The following is a 19338-nucleotide window of genomic DNA, read 5'->3' as shown; positions in this document are numbered from 1 at the left end:
CGCAGTGAGCTGTGCAGGTCGCTTAGGGGCTCCATCAGGGGGGCCTTTCTTGCCTTTTGTCAAGCGACATGCAAAATTGACCCATGGGCGACATCGAAAACTGACCCCCCTTGAGCCCTGTTCATTGTCCTGCGATATCCTGCTCCTTTCGCATTAAGCCCGAACGGCGCTTTTCAAGCAGCCGATAACTGTCCCCCCGAAGCGTCACCACCGTCGAGTGGTGCAGCAGGCGGTCTAAAGTTGCAGTGGCCACGACGTTGTCTCCAAACACGTCCCCCCATTCCGATACGCTCCGGTTACTCGTCAGAAGAAGGCTGCCCCTCTCGTATCTCCTGGACACAAGCTGAAAAAACAGGTGCGCGCTTTCGCGCTCAAGGGGAAGGTAACCCAGCTCGTCTACTATCAGCAGCTTCGGCTTGCTGAAAAAGGACAACCGCTCCTCAAGACGAAGCTCATTCTTGCTCTTGCTCAGACTCGCCAGCAAGGCAACCGCCGTGGTGAACAGAACCGAGTAGCCCCGCTCTATCGACGCTCTGCCCAGAGCTATAGCCAGATGCGTTTTACCCACTCCGGGCGGTCCCAGAAAAAGCAAACTGTCCCCATTCGCCACCCACCGACAGTGACTCAGCTCCTCAAGCTGACGACGGTCCGCTGAACTCGATCCCCAATCGAAACCATCAAGCGTCCTCACACACGGGAAGTGGGCGATCCTCAGCCCCATCTGGATTCGACGGATGTCCTTATGCCGCGCCTCCTCGCAGCAAAGACGGTACAAAACCTCGCGGTAGCTCAGCCCCTCCTTGGACGCTGCGTCCAACAAAGTATCCAGATTCTCTCGAATGCCAGTCAGCTTCAGACGACCCAGCAGACTCATGAAATGCTCCTCGTCAATAACCTTGCTCATGACGCCTGCACTGCTTCTTCGTACTCACTCAGCGGACGGCTCAAGGAATCTGTCGTGACCACGCGCAAAGAGGAGCTTTCCCCCTCCCCACCACAATACATAATTCCTCTAAGGTGCTCCTTGTCCGTGCTCTTCTGGTGCGTGCCGGGCTGCAGGACATGCCGCGCCAACTCCGTACCGTCAGACTGGTAAATCACGACCTCCGCTTCTGTAACCTGCACCTGGACACGTTTGCCGATGGCCGACCACGGCACACTGTAACGGTTCGTGTCCACAACCACATGGGCGTCCGAGGGCACCTTCCTCACATACTCCCGGACCTGGACAAACGGGGCTCTGCCATGAGCGGGCCGGAGCGCTGCTCTCTCCGTCGACTCAAAACGGCACAACGGCGTGTCCGAGGCATCTGTCAACACCCGCCCGTCCGACTCCGTACGAAGCCAGTTCGCAATATGCCGTTCCATATCCGACCAGCTTGAGAACTCCCGACCCGCGATGCAGTTCCGCTTCACGTAACGGACCCCGTTCTCCACCTTTCCCTTCGTGCGGGCCCGGAAGGGCGCGCAAGCCCGTGGGGTGAAGCCCCAATAATCTGCAAACGCTTTGAACTTCTCGTTCAGCAAAAGCTCTCGTGTCCTGGGGTTGTGCTCTGTGACCAAAGCCCGGGGATTGTCCGTCAAAACCTCCGCAGGAACTCCTCCAAAATACGCAAAGGAATCCTCCATCCCCTGAAACCAAGCCTGTTGGTTCTCATGCTCGAAGGCTTTAACGTAGAGACGACGGGAGTACCCAAGCTTCGAGACAAAAAAGTGCACCTTGACCTCAGTCCCCCCTATCAGGACTCTCTTCTCTCCAAAGTCTATCTGCATTTGATGGCCTGGGGGCGTCTCAAAGCGAACGGTTGCTAAAGCCTCCCGGCCTAAAACCTCACGATGCGCCTGCACTGCACGCTCTACCGTACGCAGCGAAACGGCTATCCCCTTCTCCGACTCCAACTCCTGCCGGATAACGTCGGCATTACCGCCGTGCTGAAAAAATTTCTCGTGGAGCCAGTCCTCGTGACCCCGAAGGGCTCCCTGAAAAACACGCTTGTCCGTAAGGTTGTACTTCACAACTCCGCCGTTGCGGAGGTATTTACGAACCGTAACCCGGCTCATGGAGAACTCCCTCGATAATTTGTGGATGCTCCATCCCTGAGAATGAAGCCGCAGCATGGCTGAAACTTCGTCCTGATGTTTGATAGCTCCCTCACCTGCCAACTGTAGGGTTGTTCCACTCAACAGTTTGGCAGAACGCTGAACCATACAAAACCCCTCCCCTCATCTTTCCTCTGAGGGTGGGTCAGTTTCCTCTGTCGCCTATGGGTCAGTTTATACTGTCGCCTGACACCTTTCTTTAAACGCGAATTGGTATCAGGTAACGGTCTCTTTTGATTTCCATGCAGCACACCTTCTGTTGAAGATTTTTGCAGTTTACTGCAAAAATCTTCAACAGGCAAGGGGCGATGTTCCGAGAATGGGTGCGTTGGCCTCTGTTTCCTCCCCGCGCTCCGCCAGGATCAGGCCCTGGCCCGTACTTCCCTGGATGGCTGGAAGATCAGCCCCGCGAGGCAGCAGGCGATGGAGACTGCCGTGCCGCTCAGGATCGGGTCCACGGGCAGGCTCAGGAGGGGGACGGCCGCCACCGCCGACGGGCCGAGCACGATCGCGGCCATGATGAAGGGTGGACGAATGCGCCCCTTCATCATCAGTGCGCAGGTCATGGGGGCGAACACCACCGCCCCCCGCAGGCCCATGGAGAGGAAGCCCAGGTCGTTCAGCTTGCTGTCGTGGGCGAGGACGGCCAGCGCCGCCCCGACGGCGAGGATCCCCACGATGGTGAGGCGCGTCGCCAGGAGCTCCTTCGAGGCGGTGTCGATGCGCTTCGTGGCGCGCCGGTACAGGTCCTCCACCAGGATGGTGGCCATGCCCAGCGACAGCCCCGCCCCGCCGCCGATCACCGTGATCAGGAGCGTCCCCAGCACGGCGCCGGCCATCAGCGGCGGCATGTGGTCCATGGCGAAGGCCGGCAGCACGTGCAGCGTGCTGGCCAGGACCGGAAGGTCAGGGATGGCCTGTCCCGCGGCGGCGAGCGCCTCCGCCTCCGCCTGAGTGATGTAGTGGGCGCGCACCGAGAGCCCCATGAGGATGCCCGCGGCTCCGAGGATGGGGATCAGGAGGGCGCTGATCAGCACGCCCCTGCGCGCCGCCGCGTCCGTTTTGGCGCTCCAGACGGCCTGTGCGTAGGTCTGGGTGGAGAGGACCCCCACGATGAGGGACAGGCAGGAGCCCATGTCCGTGGGGAGCCCCCGGGCGGTGAGGCTGGCGAAGCGTTGTGCCAGGTCCCCTCCGTCCGCTACGTTGGGCACGTTGGCGGCGGCGCGCTGGACCATCCCCAGGGGGGTGCCCGCCAGGAGGTTCGAGAGCGTCTCCGCCAGCCCCGGAAGCCCGCCCTCGCAGCGCAGCACCAGCACGATGCCGGCCATAAAGGCCAGGTAGAGCAGGGCCACCTTCACCACGCCGCCCATGCCCGCCCCCCAGGCGCCGCCGAACACGACATAACAGCCCATCACGGCCACGGTCAGGACTGCGGCCCACGCTATGGAGAGGTTGGGGAACAGGATCGTGAAGAGCCCGATGCAGGCGATGATCTGAGACAGCACGGTGATGAAGATGCCCAGGGCGCTCAGCACGGCTCCGACGCTCTCCGCCGCTCCGCCGTACTCCTTCGAGATGACCTGCAGCTCCGTCACGCAGCCGCTGGCCCGGAGGGCGCGGACGTAGCCCAGGGCCATGAGGAGACAGCCCAGCCCCGAACCCAGGGTGAACCACCAGGCCGTCAGGCCGTAGTAAAAGGCCATCTGCGCGGAGCCGATCGTGGACTGGGCGCTGACGAGGCTCCCCATCAGCGCGCCACAGACCAGAGCGGGCCCCGCCTGGCCACCGCCGGTCAGGAAGTCCGCCTTGCTCTTCACCCTCCTGCCCGACCAGAGCCCCACGCCGACGATCAACGCCAGCACCAATACGATCCCCAGCCCCATCTGAAATTCCATGAAATCAATCCCCTCTGCCGCACCGGCGGCCCTGAAATGACGCGCTGCCCTGCAGCCCGCGCTCCCCCGCCGGACCGTCGCCCTTCGCGGTCATCGCGGCGCAGGAAATCCGCTCTTGCGGTCCTCTTCGCTGGCTTCCTCCCCTTCGTCCGTGGCCCTCCCGGAGGCCCCGGAGACGGAGGGCGCCTTCCGGAGGCCCTCCGCATCGGAGAGGCGGTCCGCCAGCACCTCCAGGCGCTCCGTCAGCGTGTCCAGGGAGTAGGCGAGCTTCAGGCAGGCCAGGAGCATCAGTTCCTCCTGACCCGTCCCGCGGGCTGGGTCTCCGCAGGCGTCGCGGAGCAGGGCCTGCACGCGGGAGAGCGCCGCGTCGTCCAGCGGGGTCTTGATGGTATAGGTCCTCTTTCCGACGGTCAGGGGCACGTTCCTTGGCGCCTTCACGACCGTCAGCCCCGCTGCTGTTCCATCACGAGTTCGATGAGGCGGTCGTTCAGGGTCTGGAGCTTCGCCTCGATCTCCGTGCCGCTGCGCTCCACGTGCGCGGACTCGTCCGCCGCCTCCTCGATGGTCCGCGCCATCTCCTGGCGGACGCGGACGCACTCCTCGTCGCGCTCGGCGACGCAGGCATTGAGGCGGTCCACCTCGCGCCGCAGGTCGTCCCGCTCCTCGATCAGCGTTTCGATCCGCTCCGCGAGGCGATCCACAAGGTTCTCGATGCTCTTCAGTTCCATCCGTTATCACAACTCCTCTGCCGCACGGGACGGCCCTGCCGGGCCGGAGGCCCGACAGGGCCGGGATGACTTACCGTATATTGTACCCTTTCCGTGTCAGGGCGTCCCGCACCTTTCGGTGGATGGACTCCACTTCCTCGTCCTTCAGGGTACGGTCGGGGGCGCGGTAGTTCAGCGAGTAGGCCATGCTGACGAAGCCGTCGGGCACGCCCTTCCCCGCGTAGACGTCGAAGAGGCGAAGCGTCTCCAGGATGTTGCCCCCCGCCTCGTGGGCAGCCCCGCGGACGTCCGCAGCCACCTCGTCCTGGTCGCGGCCCGCCGGCACGAACATGGAGATGTCGCGCAGGGAGGCGGGGAAGGGGCTACCGGGCCTGTAGCTCGGCTTGCGCAGCTCCTCGAGGGGTGCAAGGTCCAGCTCGAAGAGACAGACCGGCCCCGTCACGTCCAGCTCCTGTTCCAGGGCCGGTTTCAGGCGGGCCAGCCAGCCGATCCGCTTCTCCCCCTCCGGCGTGACGGCCCGCACCTCGGCCGTCTGCCCGGAGTGGGCGAAGGGCTCTTTGCCCGGCACGAAGCGCGGCGTGAGCCCCCGCCCCAGGAGCAGCGCCTCGACGTCCGCACGGACGCTGTAGAAGTCCTCCTCCTGCCCCTTCCAGGGCGTGCGGGGGTCCGTGCCGTTGAAGGCCAGGCCCGCCACGCGGTCGATCTCCACGTGTTCCGCCGCGTCGGGCGCGGTCCTCAGGAAGGCGCGCCCCTGCTCGAACGTCCGCACCGCGCCGCGCCAGCCGGAGGCCAGGGTCGTCCGAAGCCCCATGAGCAGCCCCGGCACGAGGGTAGTGCGCATGGCGATCTGGTCGCGGCTGATCGGGTTGGCCAGCGTCAATGGGTGCGCCCGCAGGTCCTCGTCCGGCAGGTGCAGCCGGGCCGGAAAGTCATCGGGCAGGAAGCTGTAGGTCATGACCTCGGTGTAGCCGCGCGCCACGAGGGCGCTGCGCAGGGCGGCGGCCAGGCTGGTGGGAGAGCCCACCTCCGCGCGGACGGGCATCTCGCCCGGCAGGCGGCCCGGCTCGTCGTTGTAGCCCCGGAATCGGCCGACCTCCTCGATGAGGTCCTCCTCGATGGCGACGTCCGGCCTCCAGCTTGGGGGCAGGAAGGTCCGGGCGTCCTCCGTCCCGCCGTGGCGCGCGATGCCGAAGCCCTCGAGGATCCTCTGAGCCCCGTCCATGTCGTCGAAGGACAGGTAGACGGAGAGCTTGCGCCGCGTCAGGGTCACGGGCTTCGGGGTCGGGAGGGCGTTTTCGGCGGACAGCGGACGGCAGCTCACGTCCGCTCCGCACCAGTCGCGCAGGAGGGAAAGCGCCGCGGATAGAGCCGTTCCGGAGAGGGTGGGGTCCACCGTTCGGGAGAAGCGGAAGGCAGCCTCCGAGGTGATGCCGAGGCGACGGGCCGTGTGTCCCACCCGCACGGGGGAGAAGCAGGCGCTCTCCACCACGATCGTTCGGGTGTCCTCAGCGATGCCGGTCTGCTTTCCTCCCATCACGCCGGCCAGCGCGATGGGGGTCCCGCCGCTCGTGATGAGCATGTCGCGCTCCGTCAGGAGGCGCTCCTTGTCGTCCAGGGTCGTCATGCGCTCACCCTCGCGGGCGGCGCGCACCGTGATCTCCCGCTCCGGCAGCGTGTTGAGGTCGAAGGCGTGGAGGGGCTGTCCCAGCGCCAGCATGACGTAGTTCGTGGCGTCCACAGCGTTGGTGAGCGGCCTCATGCCCATGTGGCTCAGGTCGATCCGCGCCGTCAGGGGCGACGGCCCGATCTTGGCGCCCGTGGCCAGCCCCAGGCGGTAGCACAGGCAACCCCGGTCCGGCAGGGAGATAGCGCCGAACCGCTCCGTCCAGTCCTCCTCCTGCTTCAGGGGCGCCATCCAGGCGGGCGTCCTGAGCGTCGCGTCGGGGAAGAGCCCCTTCAGCTCCCTGGCCAGACCGAGGAGGCTCAGGAGGTCGCCGCGGTTCGGGGTGACGGAGACGTCGAGCACCGTATCCCCCAGGTGGTAGAGGGCCTCCGCCGGGACGCCTGCTGGGGTGTCCGGGGGCAGGATCAGGAGCCCGTCGGGGGAGTCCACGTCCGGCAGGCCCAGCTCCTCGGCGGAGAGCATCATCCCCGCGCTGTCCACGCCGAAGAAGTCGCGCATGCCGAGCTCCGTGCCGTCGGGCAGGACGGAGCCGGGGGGCGCGTAGAACACCAGGTCCCCCTGCTTCATGTTCACTGCGCTTGTGATGCAGAGGGGGTTCCGTCTATCGCCGGCGTCCAGACGGGCGACCGCGAGGCGGTCCTGAGTCGGGTGCTTCGCGAGGGAGGCGATTCGCGCCGTCACGACACCCCTCATGGCCCCCGCCGTGCGCCGCAGGCCCTCGACCTCCGCGCCGGAGAGCGTCAGGCGCTCCGCGGCCTCCTCCGGCGAGACGCCGACGTCGATAAAGTCCTTCAACAGTTCCCAGGATATGAGCATCAGGCATCCCTCCCCGACAGGAAATACGAGACGTTGCCGTCAAAGAGCAGGCGCAGGTCGCCGATGCCGTACTTCAGCATGGCCATGCGGTCCAGCCCCAGGCCGAAGGCGAAGCCGTTGTAGCGGTCCGGGTCGATGCCTCCGGCCCGCACCACCTCCGGGTGGACCATGCCCATGCCGCCGGCCTCGAGCCAGCCCGTGCCCTTGCACACGCGGCAGCGGGGGTCGCGGCCGCCGCACACCACGCACTCGATGTCGAGCTCCATCGAGGGCTCGGTGAAGGGGAAGTAGCTGGCGCGGAAGCGGTTCTTCAGCGTGCGGCCGAAGAAGGCGTTCACCGCCGCTCCGATCGTCCCCTTCAGGACGGCGAAGGAGACATCCCGGTCGATCAGGAGGCCCTCCATCTGGTTGAACATGGGGGAGTGGGTCGGGTCGTTGTCCCGACGGTAGACCTTGCCGGGGCAGACGATGCGAAGGGGGGCGCCGTACTTCAGCATGGACCGCACCTGGACGGGCGAGGTGTGGGTGCGCAGCAGCGTGCCGTCCGGGAAGTAGAACGTGTCCTGCATGTCACGGGCCGGGTGCCAGGAGGGCATGTTCAGACAGTCGAAGTTGTAGTGCTCCTCCTCCTTTTCCGGCCCCAGGGCCACGGAGTAGCCCAGGCCCACCATGATCTCCGCCAGCTCGTGCAGGGTCTGGAGCACGGGGTGGAACGCCCCCGCCGGGCGGCCGCGGGAGGGCAGCGTCACGTCGATGCGTTCTCCCGCCTCCCGCGCCTCGTTCTCCGCGTCGCGCAGCTGGCGCCTGCGGGAGGAGAGCTTCTCCTCCATCTCGTCGCGCAGGGCGTTCAGGTCCTGTCCCGCCGCGGGCCTCTCCTCCGCGGAAAGCCTGCCCAGGGAGCGCAGGAGCGCCGTCAGGGCGCCCTTCTTGCCCATGCAGCGCACGCGGACCTCCTCGAGCGCCTCCGTCGTGGCGGCGTCGGCCAGCGCCCGTTCAAAGGAGGCGCGCACCTCCTGCATACCCTTCATCAATTCGTCGTTCACAATGTCTCAGCCTCTTCCGGAACGCCGGCCGCGTGGGACGGCACAAAACGAAAAGGGCCCCCGTCGTGCCTGCGACGGGGAACCCCAGGGACAGCCTTCAAAAAAAGTCGGGGCCGCGATCGCCCCAGGCCGTGGCGACGGCCTACCTGAGGGCGGACTTTGCCTGCCCCACGAGGGAGCGGAAGGCCTCCATGTCGTGAATGGCCAGCTCGGACAGCATCTTGCGGTTCATGGCGACCCCGGCCCGCTTCAGGCCGTTCATGAAGACGCTGTAGCTCATGCCCTCGGAGCGGACGGCGGCGCTGATGCGGGTGATCCACAGGCGGCGGTAGTCGCGCTTCTTGCGCTTGCGGTCGTTGTAGGCGCGGGACAGGGCGGCAAGGTAGGCCTCCCGCGCGCGGCGGTAGGCGTGCTTGTGCTGGCCCCAATACCCCTTCGTGACGGTAAAAAGCTTCTTCCTCTTCTTGTTGCTGATCGACGCACCCTTAACGCGCATTTGTCATCAATCCTTTCAAACGGACCAGAACGGCGGGACATCCCTAGTAGGGGAGCAGGTGGTTCATCTGCTCCATCAGCGTTTCCGTGACGTAGCCCGTCTTGCGCAGGGTGCGCATACGCTTGGCTCCCTTGTGGACCATGATGTGGGAGCGGCCGCACTTACGATAGGCCAGCTTGCCGCTCGCCGTGCGGAAAAAGCGCTTCTTCGCACCGGAGTGCGACTTCAGTTTCATCTTAGGCATCAGAACATTCTCCTCACTCGTATGACTGTCTTAAGGCCGTGGCGCGCGCCTTTCGGCGGCCGGCGCTCAGGCCTCGGCGGCTTCGGCCGGCTCAGGAGAGGGCTTCTTTGCCTCCGCGGCATCCCTGGCGCTCGCCCTGGCCGAAGCCTGGGGCGTGGGCGTCACCAGGATGCGCATGTAGCGCCCCTCCATCTTGGGGGAGTCCTCACACTTGCCCAGTTCACCGCACTCCGCAATGACCCGGTTCAAGACGTCCTCACCGCGGTTGAGAAAGGCCATCTCGCGCCCTCGGAAGAACACGGAGACCTTGACACGATGGCCCCCCGCAAGGAAGTTCTGGATGGCCTTCATCTTGAAGTCGAAGTCGTGCTCGTCGATCTTGGGGCGCATCTTGATCTCCTTCAGAGCCTGGACCTTCTGCTTCTTCCTCGCGTCCTTCTCCTTCTTCTGCAGCTGGTAGCGATACTTGCCGTAGTCCATGATACGGCACACGGGCGGCTTCGCCTGCGGGGCCACCTCCACCAGGTCCAGCATCTTCTCCTCGGCCATACGCATGGCCTCACGAGTGTCCGTCTGGCCAACCTTGACCCCGTTCTCGTCTATCAGCAGCACGTTCGGCGCTGTGATCTCCTCGTTGACACGCGGCGCGTCCTCATCCGTTCTGGGCAATATAAGCCTCACCTCCATTGTGATCGTTCCGTCCGCCGCAGCCCGTAAAAAAACGGGGGACAAGCGTCAGCCCATCCCCCGTTGAAACTCGCCTCCGGCCCGCGCCGGTTGAAAAGCGTTCATCGTAGCCCGACAGCGGTCCGCCGGGCGGACGCCGAACAGGCGAGAGGGGCCAACCTCTGCTTCGCACGAAATTTATTCTGAAACTATAGCACAGTCCGCGCCAAAGGACAAGGGGGAGCGGCCCACCCCAAACCACAGGCAAAGTTTTTAACGTGCGTCGGAAACCGGTTTTGCACATTTTCTGCTGCACCTGACGGGTGAAAGGTCAGTATCGGCTTAACCTGTACAACGACGGGCTTGAGCGCCGATAAAGCCATCGCAACCTGTGGATTTGGGGCCCACCCAAATCCACGGGAACGCAAAGCGCGGGCAAAGTAAAGGGCCAGGCAGAGGAAAAGTTTAAGGAAGAGCTGATTAATCTTCAAAAGTTGTTGAAAGCGATCAAGGAGCATCAAACGAAGGGTATCCTTCAGCGCTTCTTAAAATTTGAAAATGGGGCTACGCCCTCCCTTCGGGGAGCCTTCCGGCTGCCGTTCGCCCTTGCTCACGGGCCGTCAGTCCCAATCCCCACGCGCTTCGCGCGGCCTGATGAAGTTTCTGGCACTGAAGGGAGCCAATACGGGTGACAGTTCCTAGCGACTTAATCAGTGTTTCCTTAAAGACGGGCTGCCTTCCTCGTCCGAAACCCCTTAAATATCAAACGCCAGCGCCTCCCAAGCCTGCAGGAGGCGCCGTGTGCATCGAGCTCCTCACACGCCCTTTCCACTTCTGCTAGAATAGAGTCATAAAAAGACCAATCGAAGCGAGGTGACGGGATTATGAGCGAAAAACTTCAGACTCTGCCCATAGGCATCCAGAGCTTCGAGATGCTGCGCCAGGAGGGGCTTCTCTATGTGGACAAGACCCATCGGCTGCAGAAAGTCATCTCAAGCGGAAGACGGTACTTCCTGTCCCGCCCCCGGCGGTTCGGCAAGTCGCTGACCCTCTCGACGCTCGACGCGATGTTCCGGGGGAAGGTCGATCTGTTCCGTGGCCTGGCCGCCGAGGCGTGGGCCGCAGAGCAGGCGAAACACCCCGCGCCCGTGCTGCGGCTCGACATGAGCATGATGAACGTCAGGGACGTCGCTCAGTTTGAAGAGTCCCTTAACAGCACGTTGACCTGGAGGGCCGAAGATGCAGGCGTGACGCTCTCCAGTCAGCAGCCCAGCGATAAGTTTCAAGAGCTTATCCGCGCCCTCTACAAGCAGGGCGGCCCTGTCGTCGTGCTGATCGACGAGTACGACAAGCCCATCCTGGACAAGATCGGGAACCTGGAGGCGGCGGAGGCCATGCGCGAGGCGCTCCGTGGTTTCTACACCGTGCTCAAGGGCTGCGACGAGTACCTCCGCTTCGTCATGCTGACCGGCATCTCCAAGTTCACCAAGACCGGCGTCTTCTCCGCCATGAACAACCTGCGGGACATCTCCATGGTGGAGGAGTTTGGCGACGTCGTTGGCTACACGCAGGAGGAGCTTGAGTGGGACTTCGCGGACTGGATTGACCACGCGGCCGGCAAGATGAGCCTCTCCCGCCAGGAGCTCCTGACGCGGATGAAGGACTACTACGACGGCTTCTGCTTCGACGGCGCGACCCGCCTCTACAACCCCTTCTCCATCCTCAACTTCCTGGCCGACAGGGAGTTCAAAAACTACTGGTATCACTCGGGCTCCCCTACGTTCATCCTCTCTTATCTGCGCAGCCACGGGATCGATGACCCGGAGGTCTATCGGCACAAAAGCGTTTCCGCCGACTTCGCGGACAGCCAGGAGATCGAGCGGGCCAGGCCGGAGAGCTTCCTCTACCAGGCGGGCTACCTGACCATCGAATCCGCAGAGGAGCAGGAGCTGACGCTGGACTATCCCAACCGCGAGGTACTGAACTCGATCTCGCGCCTGTACCTGGATAACGTCTATCGTGTGGAGGGCTTCACGGCCCTTGGCTCGAACCTCTGGCGCGCGCTGAAGGACGGGGATATCGAGGGGGCGGTCAGGCTGTACAACACCGCGCTGGCCGGCATCCCCTACCAGGATTTCACCCGGCGGAACGAGTCCCTGTACCGATCTCTGTTTTTGATGCTCCTGCGTGGGGCGGGCATCACGGCCCACGGGGAGGTCCCCACGAACCGGGGGCGAAGCGATGTCCTGGTCCTTTTCCCAAACCGCGCAGTGGTGCTGGAGTTCAAGCTGGCGCGGAGCGCGGGCGAGATCGCGAGGCTTCGGGACGAGGGTCGGAAGCAGATCGAGGAGAAGGGCTATGCAAAACCCTACGACGGAGAGGGCCGCGCCGTGACGACCGCGGTCATCGTCGTCGACGCAAAAAAACACACGGCGCTCGTCTGCTTGTAGGAGGGGCAGACGAAAGGGGAAAAATCTCTCGAGAGGCCGGCTCATTCCGCATCCGAAGGCTCAAACACCTGCTTCTGCGCGAATGGGAAGAGCTGGGTTTGGAAACCGACATGATCCTGAACCGCTGCGAGCATTCGAGCCGCTGACCGTTGCCTTTGGATTGCAAATCCAAACCTGCAAAAATCACTTCATCCCCAGCAGCTTTTGTATCACGGCGGGCGTGTCCCCGAAGGTCTGCCGGAAAACCGCATAGAAATTGCTGATGCCGTTATAGCCAACCTCCTTCGCCACCTCCTGGATGGAGAGGGTATCGTCCCCCAGCAGATCAAGGGCGCGTTTCATGCGCAGGGTGCGGACGTATTCCGCAACGCTTTTCCCCTCGGTCAGCCGGAAGCCCTTTTGCAGCTTGTTCTTGTTGACGCCAACCTTCCTGCAAAGGTCAATAACGGCAGGTGGGTGCTCCAGGCTGGCTTGCAGGATAGCCTTTGCCTTTTCCACCGCGTGGATCTCATTCTCGTCGAGATAGACCGGCGTCTGCGAGGATAGCTGCTGCACAAGTTCGATCAGATAGCCCGCAGCCTCCAGTCCCAATCCTCTCAGCCATGTATCAAAAGCAAGTCCTGTCAAGCAGCATTGCTCGATGCGGCGATAGATGGACACCAGCTCCGGCGCATGAAGGTCTGCACCATGAATCGTGTTTTTTGCATCCCGCCAGAAGCTGTCATAGAGCGGAACGCTGTTCTCCGTGAAAAACGCTTCCTGAAAATACAGCCCTTGAAACCGCAGCCGTTGCCCTCCGGGAACTTTCATAAAAAATGGGACGGGCGAATCAAAGACAAAGCAGTTGATACCCGCACCGAAGTGAATCGTCTGATCCCTCTGCGTGTAGGCTTCCACCGAGCCCTGCTTACTCAGACCGATCCCCACATACCGCTGACGGAACTGGCTGCGGATGATCGTATCCTGCGGATAGGTAAAGTCTGCGTCCGCTGCGGAAAAGCCGTGCAGATCGCCCCAGAAGCCAATTGTCAGGCGACAGTATAAACTGACCCATAGGCGACAGAGGAAACTGACCCACCCTCAGAGGAAAGATGAGGGGAGGGGTTTTGTATGGTTCAGCGTTCTGCCAAACTGTTGAGTGGAACAACCCTACAGTTGGCAGGTGAGGGAGCTATCAAACATCAGGACGAAGTTTCAGCCATGCTGCGGCTTCATTCTCAGGGATGGAGCATCCACAAATTATCGAGGGAGTTCTCCATGAGCCGGGTTACGGTTCGTAAATACCTCCGCAACGGCGGAGTTGTGAAGTACAACCTTACGGACAAGCGTGTTTTTCAGGGAGCCCTTCGGGGTCACGAGGACTGGCTCCACGAGAAATTTTTTCAGCACGGCGGTAATGCCGACGTTATCCGGCAGGAGTTGGAGTCGGAGAAGGGGATAGCCGTTTCGCTGCGTACGGTAGAGCGTGCAGTGCAGGCGCATCGTGAGGTTTTAGGCCGGGAGGCTTTAGCAACCGTTCGCTTTGAGACGCCCCCAGGCCATCAAATGCAGATAGACTTTGGAGAGAAGAGAGTCCTGATAGGGGGGACTGAGGTCAAGGTGTACTTTTTTGTCTCGAAGCTTGGGTACTCCCGTCGTCTCTACGTTAAAGCCTTCGAGCATGAGAACCAACAGGCTTGGTTTCAGGGGATGGAGGATTCCTTTGCGTATTTTGGAGGAGTTCCTGCGGAGGTTTTGACGGACAATCCCCGGGCTTTGGTCACAGAGCACAACCCCAGGACACGAGAGCTTTTGCTGAACGAGAAGTTCAAAGCGTTTGCAGATTATTGGGGCTTCACCCCACGGGCTTGCGCGCCCTTCCGGGCCCGCACGAAGGGAAAGGTGGAGAACGGGGTCCGTTACGTGAAGCGGAACTGCATCGCGGGTCGGGAGTTCTCAAGCTGGTCGGATATGGAACGGCATATTGCGAACTGGCTTCGTACGGAGTCGGACGGGCGGGTGTTGACAGATGCCTCGGACACGCCGTTGTGCCGTTTTGAGTCGACGGAGAGAGCAGCGCTCCGGCCCGCTCATGGCAGAGCCCCGTTTGTCCAGGTCCGGGAGTATGTGAGGAAGGTGCCCTCGGACGCCCATGTGGTTGTGGACACGAACCGTTACAGTGTGCCGTGGTCGGCCATCGGCAAACGTGTCCAGGTGCAGGTTACAGAAGCGGAGGTCGTGATTTACCAGTCTGACGGTACGGAGTTGGCGCGGCATGTCCTGCAGCCCGGCACGCACCAGAAGAGCACGGACAAGGAGCACCTTAGAGGAATTATGTATTGTGGTGGGGAGGGGGAAAGCTCCTCTTTGCGCGTGGTCACGACAGATTCCTTGAGCCGTCCGCTGAGTGAGTACGAAGAAGCAGTGCAGGCGTCATGAGCAAGGTTATTGACGAGGAGCATTTCATGAGTCTGCTGGGTCGTCTGAAGCTGACTGGCATTCGAGAGAATCTGGATACTTTGTTGGACGCAGCGTCCAAGGAGGGGCTGAGCTACCGCGAGGTTTTGTACCGTCTTTGCTGCGAGGAGGCGCGGCATAAGGACATCCGTCGAATCCAGATGGGGCTGAGGATCGCCCACTTCCCGTGTGTGAGGACGCTTGATGGTTTCGATTGGGGATCGAGTTCAGCGGACCGTCGTCAGCTTGAGGAGCTGAGTCACTGTCGGTGGGTGGCGAATGGGGACAGTTTGCTTTTTCTGGGACCGCCCGGAGTGGGTAAAACGCATCTGGCTATAGCTCTGGGCAGAGCGTCGATAGAGCGGGGCTACTCGGTTCTGTTCACCACGGCGGTTGCCTTGCTGACGAGTCTGAGCAAGAGCAAGAATGAGCTTCGTCTTGAGGAGCGGTTGTCCTTTTTCAGCAAGCCGAAGCTGCTGATAGTAGACGAGCTGGGTTACCTTCCCCTTGAGCGCGAAAGCGCGCACCTGTTTTTTCAGCTTGTGTCCAGGAGATACGAGAGGGGCAGCCTTCTTCTGACGAGTAACCGGAGCGTATCGGAATGGGGGGACGTGTTTGGAGACAACGTCGTGGCCACTGCAACTTTAGACCGCCTGCTGCACCACTCGACGGTGGTGACGCTTCGGGGGGACAGTTATCGGCTGCTTGAAAAGCGCCGTTCGGGCTTAATGCGAAAGGAGCAGGATATCGCAGGACAATGAACAGGGCTCAAGGGGGGTCAGTTTTCGATGTCGCCCATGGGTCAATTTTGCATGTCGCTTGACACCAATCTTGGAGTGCTGCCTCGGAAACACATAGCGAAAGCCGTTCGCCGCGTCCTCCCGCAAGCCGCCAAGCGATATATAGAAGTTCAGCATTTCTTCGATGCTGTGTATTGTAACCATCTCGTCGCCCCCTCCCTTTCCGTTTTGGCATATCGTTTTCTGTTTTGGCACGAATTTGGGTTAACTGTAGGCAACTTTTGAATGAAATTCTACCACAAAATAGCCTGTATCCCAACGATTTACGGAGCTTTTATGAAATACAGGCTTGGCCTTGAGGCACTTTTTGCCGCTTTGACAACCCGGCTTCCATGCATATAATTGTTATCAGTTAAGGGCGTATAACCAATAAAGATTTTGCGGTATTCGTGTCAAGACAAAAGCCGCAGAGAAAGGATTTCTATGCAAGAAGCAAAGAAAAACGTCATTCTTCGCGTATTCCGAACCGCACATTGCAGTCCGGGAAAATACATCCTTGGAGTGACCTGCTCTGCACTCAGCGTTTTGTTGTCCGGCGTACCGTTTTACACGGTCTACCGAATCGTTCGACTTTTCCTGCTGGCATCGCTTGATGGTACGGCTGTCCCGACCGGCGAGATGTGGCTGTGGGCAGCGGTTACGATAGGAAGTATCGCGTTGGGCATTGTATTGTCCGTGATCGGCAGCTTTTCCTGTCATGCCTGCGCGTTCAACGCCCTGTATGATTTACGTATGCGCATCCTCGACCACATGGGGCGGCTGGACCTCGGTTTTTATACAGGCGGGCAATCCGGAGCTACACAGAAGATGATGAACGAGAACATCGAAAAGATGGAAAACATCATTGCTCACGATGTTTCCAATATCTTCGGTGCGGGGTTGCTGCTGGCAGCTTTTGCCGTGCTGATGTTCTCTCTCAACATACCGCTGGCGCTGACGATCTTTATCGCCTTAGCGCTTGCCTTTCTTATCCAGTTTTCCGCGTTCGGCGGAAAGCGGGGGCAAAAGATCTGGAACGATCTGAACCGTTCCTCAACCGAGCTGGACGCCGCGTTTTCTGAATATGTGGCGGGCATGGAGGAAGAAAAAATCTTTGGCAGGCCGGAGGCGGCAGCACGTCGTCTGACTGGACTGATAGAGAAGAACAGGGAAAATTGGAAGGCCTATCTGAAACGTGTCACGCCGATTTTCGGCGCGTATAAGACCATCACGATTTCGGTGCTGGCTTTTCTGCTCGCCTCCGGCTGCGTATTGCTGCACCTGCATCCCGGCGACCACGAGCTTATGATGGAGCTGCTGATGTTCCTGATCGTCGGCCCTGCCTGCATCAGTCCCTTGATGGAACTTGTGGAGTTCGGTGCCGATTTGCTTAACCTGTCGGTACGCATGGATCAGATCGACGAGGTGCTGAATATGCAGCCCATGTCCGAGGGGACGGAGGCCGCGCCAAGGGGAGGAGCCGAAATCGCATTTCAGGATGTGAGTTTTTCTTATCAGAGCGCTGCCACTCCCCTGCGCCGCATGGCGCTGGATCACCTGACAATGGAGATCCCGGCCGGGAGCTTTGCCGCGCTGGTAGGGCCGTCCGGTGGGGGCAAATCCACGGCAGGGCAGCTCATCGCCCGGTTTTGGGATGTGGAAAGCGGCTCTATCAGCATTGCGGGGCGGGACATCCGGGAGTATTCCACGGAAGCCCTGATGAACACTGTCGCCTTTGTTTTTCAGGACACGCATATCTTTGCGGAAAGCGTCTACGACAATATCGCCATGCACCGTAAGGTTCACCGCGAGGACGTGGAACGGGCGGCAAAGGCGGCAAGGTGCCACGATTTCATCCTCTCCCTCCCGAAAGGCTATGATACGAGGCTGGGCGACGGCGGGCACAGGCTGTCGGGCGGCGAGGCGCAGCGCATCGCCATTGCAAGGGCGATATTGAAGGACGCGCCCATTGTCGTACTGGACGAAGCGATGGCTTTTACTGACGCGGAAAACGAGCTTGCTCTGCGGAAAGGCATGACGGAGCTTTTGAAAGACAAGACTGTCCTGATGATAGCCCACCGGCTTTACTCTATCCAGGACGCAGACTACATTTTCGTATTGGAGAACGGGCAGCTCAAGGAACGCGGCTCACACAGCGATTTGCTGCAAGCAAACGGACTGTACGCACACCTGTGGGCAATCCAGAACGAAACGGAAAGCTGGCAGATGAAGGGAGGGCTTGCCCATGTTTAAGATGATCCGGCAATTTACCTTCCACCACCCGAAGCAGATCCTTGCGCCGACGCTGTGGCTGTTTCTCTCTCAGTCGTCCAGCATACTTCCCGCCATCCTCGCATATAGGGCGATTTATCTCTTGGGGCAGGCGTTTTATCTGCCCTATACGCTGGACATTTCACTATTGACAAAAATAGCTATCATTGGGCTTGGCTATGTCCTCCTGCAATACGCAGTGGAGCTGATTTCCTACTACAACACCTACGGGCGGGCTTATCACGACACCGCAGATAAGCGTATCGCTTATATTCAAAAGCTGCGCCGTCAAAGCCTCGGCTTCTTTTCCTCAAAGGAATCCGGCGAGCTGATCAGCTCCTTTGCAGGCGATTTTGCCAATGTGGAATATACCATGTGCTTCTGGCTGCCCTATCCCATCGGCGTAGGCTTCCTGCTGCTGCTTTCCTTTGTTTGTATGCTGTTCTTCGACTGGCACATGGCGGTGGCGATTTTTGCCATGCTGCCTGTCTGCGCAATCCTGATGCTGCAAATTACAAAGGTTAAGGAAAAGCACAGCCGCTCCGTTATGGAGGCCAAGACAAGAGCTGCAACGCAGCTCAATGAATACCTGCACGGTATGAAAGACCTCAAAGCCTACCACCGTACCGGCAACGGATTCGATGCTCTGGAAAAAGCGTTTTCAGACCTGCGCAGGGAATCTCTGCAGGACGAGGCCGTTGCAGGCAGCCTTTCTACCCTGTGTGCCTCGCTGGTCAAATTCGTTGTTCCCGTGACAGCGGCAGTGGGATTGTATCTGCTGCTGGGCGGCAGTCTTACCATATTGGACTTCGCGGGCTTTCTTGTGATTGCCACAAAGCTGACCGAACCGGCGCTTACCCTTGTGAGCAGCCTTTCCGCTCTGCGGGGCATGGCGCTCTCCGGTGAACGTCTGGACAGGGTGATGACAACGCCTGCCCCTTCCGGTACGGACGAAATCGACCACGGCGACAGCTATGCGTTTGACCGCGTTTCCTTCTGCTACACGGAGGGCAACGATGTGATCCATGACGTGAGCTTTGAAACGCCGGCAGGGGCGCTTACTGCGCTGACAGGGCCCTCCGGCAGCGGCAAATCTACGCTTCTGCGGCTGATGGCGCGATTCTGGGACTATCAGCAGGGACAGGTACGTTTTGCCGGGAAAGAGCTTCGCAGCATTGTGCCGGAAAGCCTGCTTTCGCAGGTATCTATGGTGATGCAAAACGCCTATCTGTTCCGGGGGACAATACGGGAAAATCTGTGCTTTGGGGATGAGAACATCACCGAACAAAAAATAATCGACGCCTGCCGGAAAGCGCGCTGCCACGACTTCATTTCAGCGTTACCGGAGGGCTACGATACGGTGGTGGGCGAAGGCGGCGCAACCCTGTCCGGGGGTGAACGGCAGCGCATCTCGCTGGCGAGAGCATTTTTGAAGGATGTTTCGATCTTGCTTCTGGACGAGCCTACCGCCTCCCTAGACGCAGACAACGAGGCAATGGTGCAAAAGGCACTGGATGAAATATCCAAAGAGCGCACCGTAATTATGATCGCACACCGGCTGAAAACCGTGCGCGGCGCACAGCTGATCCTTGTCCTTGAAAACGGCAGGATCACGCAGCATGGGACCCACGACCAGCTTGTTGGGACGGACGGACTCTACTCCCGGCTGTGGAAATTGCAAAATCAGGCTGGAAATTATACTTTCAAATCATCTTAGGAGGAGAAACATG

The 19338-nt window shown here is 60.8% G+C and carries 16 protein-coding genes; 5 read left to right on the top strand and 11 right to left on the bottom strand.

All coding sequences use genetic code 11. The features are described 5' to 3' along the window. Nucleotides 1-121: 121 nt before the first annotated feature. From istB (ACK28C_RS04185) to infC, 10 genes are all read right to left on the bottom strand, one after another. Nucleotides 122-904, bottom strand: a complete 783-nt coding sequence (gene istB, locus ACK28C_RS04185) for an IS21-like element helper ATPase IstB (RefSeq protein WP_409152487.1) — start codon at nt 902-904, stop codon at nt 122-124. Beyond that, on the bottom strand, nt 901-2208 hold the full coding sequence (gene istA, locus ACK28C_RS04180; protein WP_409152486.1) for an IS21 family transposase: 1308 nt from the start codon (nt 2206-2208) through the stop codon (nt 901-903). Before istA (ACK28C_RS04180) ends, istB (ACK28C_RS04185) begins: the two co-directional genes overlap by 4 nt. Nucleotides 2209-2462: 254 nt before the next feature. Further along, entirely contained in the window at nt 2463-3995 is a 1533-nt protein-coding gene (locus ACK28C_RS04175) for a sodium:solute symporter (protein ID WP_409152485.1), read from the bottom strand. 90 nt (nt 3996-4085) lie between these two features. Next, nucleotides 4086-4433, bottom strand: coding sequence for a hypothetical protein (locus ACK28C_RS04170; protein WP_208873667.1), 348 nt, complete (start codon nt 4431-4433; stop codon nt 4086-4088). 5 nt (nt 4434-4438) lie between these two features. Further along, nucleotides 4439-4723, bottom strand: a complete 285-nt coding sequence (locus ACK28C_RS04165) for a hypothetical protein (protein WP_015556947.1) — start codon at nt 4721-4723, stop codon at nt 4439-4441. Nucleotides 4724-4793: 70 nt separating this feature from the next. Further along, on the bottom strand, nt 4794-7223 hold the full coding sequence (pheT, locus tag ACK28C_RS04160) for a phenylalanine--tRNA ligase subunit beta (protein ID WP_409152484.1): 2430 nt from the start codon (nt 7221-7223) through the stop codon (nt 4794-4796). After that, nucleotides 7223-8266 carry a phenylalanine--tRNA ligase subunit alpha gene (gene pheS / locus ACK28C_RS04155; protein ID WP_341523988.1) on the bottom strand — a complete coding sequence of 348 codons (1044 nt, stop codon included), beginning with the start codon at nt 8264-8266 and terminating at the stop codon, nt 7223-7225. The genes pheT and pheS overlap by 1 nt, the downstream gene beginning before the upstream one ends. Before the next feature lie 142 nt (nt 8267-8408). After that, a complete protein-coding gene (gene rplT / locus ACK28C_RS04150) occupies nt 8409-8762 on the bottom strand; it encodes a 50S ribosomal protein L20 (RefSeq protein ID WP_015556948.1) in 354 nt (117 codons plus the stop codon). A 43-nt stretch (nt 8763-8805) separates the two neighbouring features. Beyond that, nucleotides 8806-9006 carry a 50S ribosomal protein L35 gene (rpmI, locus tag ACK28C_RS04145; RefSeq protein ID WP_015556949.1) on the bottom strand — a complete coding sequence of 67 codons (201 nt, stop codon included), beginning with the start codon at nt 9004-9006 and terminating at the stop codon, nt 8806-8808. A gap of 66 nt (nt 9007-9072) precedes the next feature. Further along, entirely contained in the window at nt 9073-9675 is a 603-nt protein-coding gene (gene infC, locus ACK28C_RS04140; protein ID WP_243440657.1) for a translation initiation factor IF-3, read from the bottom strand. Nucleotides 9676-10556: 881 nt separating this feature from the next. Here infC and ACK28C_RS04135 point away from each other — a divergent pair. Continuing rightward, complete coding sequence (locus tag ACK28C_RS04135; protein ID WP_409152483.1) at nt 10557-12122, top strand: AAA family ATPase; 1566 nt, start codon at nt 10557-10559, stop codon at nt 12120-12122. 183 nt (nt 12123-12305) lie between these two features. Here ACK28C_RS04135 and ACK28C_RS04130 read toward each other — a convergent pair whose 3' ends face one another. Next, nucleotides 12306-13019, bottom strand: a complete 714-nt coding sequence (locus tag ACK28C_RS04130) for a helix-turn-helix domain-containing protein (protein ID WP_409152482.1) — start codon at nt 13017-13019, stop codon at nt 12306-12308. 213 nt (nt 13020-13232) lie between these two features. Between ACK28C_RS04130 and istA (ACK28C_RS04125) the strand changes: the two genes are divergently transcribed. The 4 genes from istA (ACK28C_RS04125) (at nt 13233) to ACK28C_RS04110 (ending at nt 19325) form a co-directional block, all read left to right on the top strand. Then, the gene (gene istA, locus ACK28C_RS04125; protein WP_409151924.1) at nt 13233-14540 is read left to right on the top strand and encodes an IS21 family transposase; all 1308 of its coding nucleotides are present in this window, start codon (nt 13233-13235) and stop codon (nt 14538-14540) included. Then, on the top strand, nt 14537-15319 hold the full coding sequence (istB, locus tag ACK28C_RS04120; RefSeq protein WP_409151923.1) for an IS21-like element helper ATPase IstB: 783 nt from the start codon (nt 14537-14539) through the stop codon (nt 15317-15319). The genes istA (ACK28C_RS04125) and istB (ACK28C_RS04120) overlap by 4 nt, the downstream gene beginning before the upstream one ends. Before the next feature lie 462 nt (nt 15320-15781). Further along, nucleotides 15782-17590: an ABC transporter ATP-binding protein gene (locus ACK28C_RS04115; protein ID WP_015556950.1), complete on the top strand. Its 1809-nt coding sequence runs from the start codon at nt 15782-15784 to the stop codon at nt 17588-17590. Then, nucleotides 17583-19325: an ABC transporter ATP-binding protein gene (locus ACK28C_RS04110; RefSeq protein WP_015556951.1), complete on the top strand. Its 1743-nt coding sequence runs from the start codon at nt 17583-17585 to the stop codon at nt 19323-19325. Before ACK28C_RS04115 ends, ACK28C_RS04110 begins: the two co-directional genes overlap by 8 nt. Nucleotides 19326-19338: the final 13 nt, after the last annotated feature.

Source organism: Fretibacterium fastidiosum, from assembly GCF_964642095.1.
Classification (GTDB): Bacteria; Synergistota; Synergistia; order Synergistales; family Aminobacteriaceae; genus Fretibacterium; species Fretibacterium fastidiosum.
Note: the sequence above shows the minus strand (reverse complement) of the source record. Positions and strands in the feature narration are given on the sequence as shown.